Origin of the sequence: Rhizobium hidalgonense, assembly GCF_002914525.1 — a bacterium.
GTDB lineage: Bacteria > Pseudomonadota > Alphaproteobacteria > Rhizobiales > Rhizobiaceae > Rhizobium > Rhizobium hidalgonense.
Window position 1 is genome coordinate 1 of the sequence record NZ_LODW01000008.1, and the last position, 1,708, is coordinate 1,708.

Sequence of the window (1,708 nt, forward strand, 5' to 3'; positions counted from 1 at the left end):
ATCAGAATGCTCATAAGGCGCATCGCAAGGTATTGGATATACGAATGAACTTTTGAATCGGGCTCTTAGTGAAACCTATTTAGAATCTGGTGCCTTTTCACCTTTGGAAAGGTTGCGTGGCTCTTCGGAACGCAAAACAATAAAGGATTTTTTATACGCGGAAAGCTAGGTAGCTCAGAGGCTCAGAGAGAGCCAAGAATTGTTCAGGATAGTGAATTGAAAACGACGTACTCGTCAAAGAACGCCTTTTCACTGAACGGAATGCTTGGTCCGTTTGATACACCTTTCACCTCACATTGTATCCAAGCGCCAAGTTGCCTCTTCGAAATCTGGTCGGGCATACAAAGAGACGGAAGGCTGGCGACAGCTTTGACGTAATTGCGGTCCTTGATGTGCCGCTTCCAATGGGCGACAACGACGAGGTCGACGAGTGATCAAGTCTGGCATACTTGGCCTGGCGCTGTACTATTGCATTTGTGTTTGCAACACTCGTCATAAGTTGCGAGTTTTATGACAGAAACAAGGCCAACAAGAACTATGGCTCTGTAAACGTGCTTCGTTGCAGTTCTATTTTACCCGGGCCCTTCTACACGAAAGCAGTCCGATTGGAATAGGCTAGACCTTCTGGCGACAGCTTGGCAAAGCCGGGAGCTTTCAGTTCGCGTCCGACCGTGGTTTCGTCGATGAGAAATCAAGGCGACATGCCCGCCAGGTGTCAAGCGAAGCGAGGAATTGACCCCCTCCATTGATTGGTCGTTTCGCTTGTTTCAAGCGACGGTGATCACCATCCGAGGAGACAGCTATCGGCTTCGCGAAAAGCGCGCCGGGACACCAGTTGGAAGAACAGGTGCGCTGCATTCGCCTCGAAGGGAAGATAGCCGAGCTCGTCAATGATCAGCAATTTCGGACGAGCCAGGATCGCCAACTGCTTGTCGAGCGAGCCGTCGATGTGGGCCTTGGCCAACATCGCCACCAGCGTCGCGGCTGTGACGAACTGCACGTTGTAGTTCTGGCGGATCGCCTCGCGGCCAAGGCTGACAGCAAGGTGGGTTTTACCGGTACCAGGAGGCCCAAGGAATAGCACCGTATCGCCGTGAGCGATCCAGCGACAGGTCGCCAGTTCCCTGATTTGCCCATGATCAAGCGACGGCTGCGCCTCGAACTCAAAGCCGTCGAGTTCGCACACGAACGGGAACTGTGCGACTTTACTCGACATGGAGATGCGCCGCTCATCGCGCCGGGCGATCTCTCGCGATACCAGGAATGTCAGAGCTTCGCGCAAGTTCATCTTCGAGCGGGGCCGCCTCGTCAAGCAGAGTGTCGAGCTGATCGCGGATCGCCGTCAAGTTTCAGTCGATCGAGTGTTGCGATGAGTAGGTCGTGATCCACGTTCGCCATCACCATCCTCCTCCAACAACCGCCTCGTATTCCGCGAGTGGCCGCAGCAAGGTGGCCGGAGGCATTTCCAAGGGAGCTGTACGCACGGATCCCTCGGCACCGGTCACGCCGACAAAATGGGACCGGTCCACGATCCGTTGCCGCCGGCCCTGGCACAGGACATGATCGGCCACGACCTGGCCTGTCAGTACCGGAGCATACTCCCCAATAGTGCCGTTTGAATCTTCCCCAGGAGCTGCGGCGCTGGTCTTCCGGGGCGCGCCCCGGAAGACCAGCGGCGCGTCATCGCCGATACTCCTTCCGATGGTCG

2 pseudogenes are annotated in these 1,708 nt (G+C 55.6%); both read right to left on the reverse strand.

Annotated elements, in window-relative coordinates:
* Positions 1-820 precede the first annotated feature (820 nt).
* A pseudogene (locus ATY29_RS00080) lies at positions 821-1,398 on the reverse strand (ATP-binding protein); the annotation flags it as partial.
* Positions 1,398-1,708, reverse strand: a pseudogene (locus ATY29_RS37345) (hypothetical protein); the annotation flags it as partial. The pseudogenes ATY29_RS00080 and ATY29_RS37345, both read right to left, overlap by 1 nt.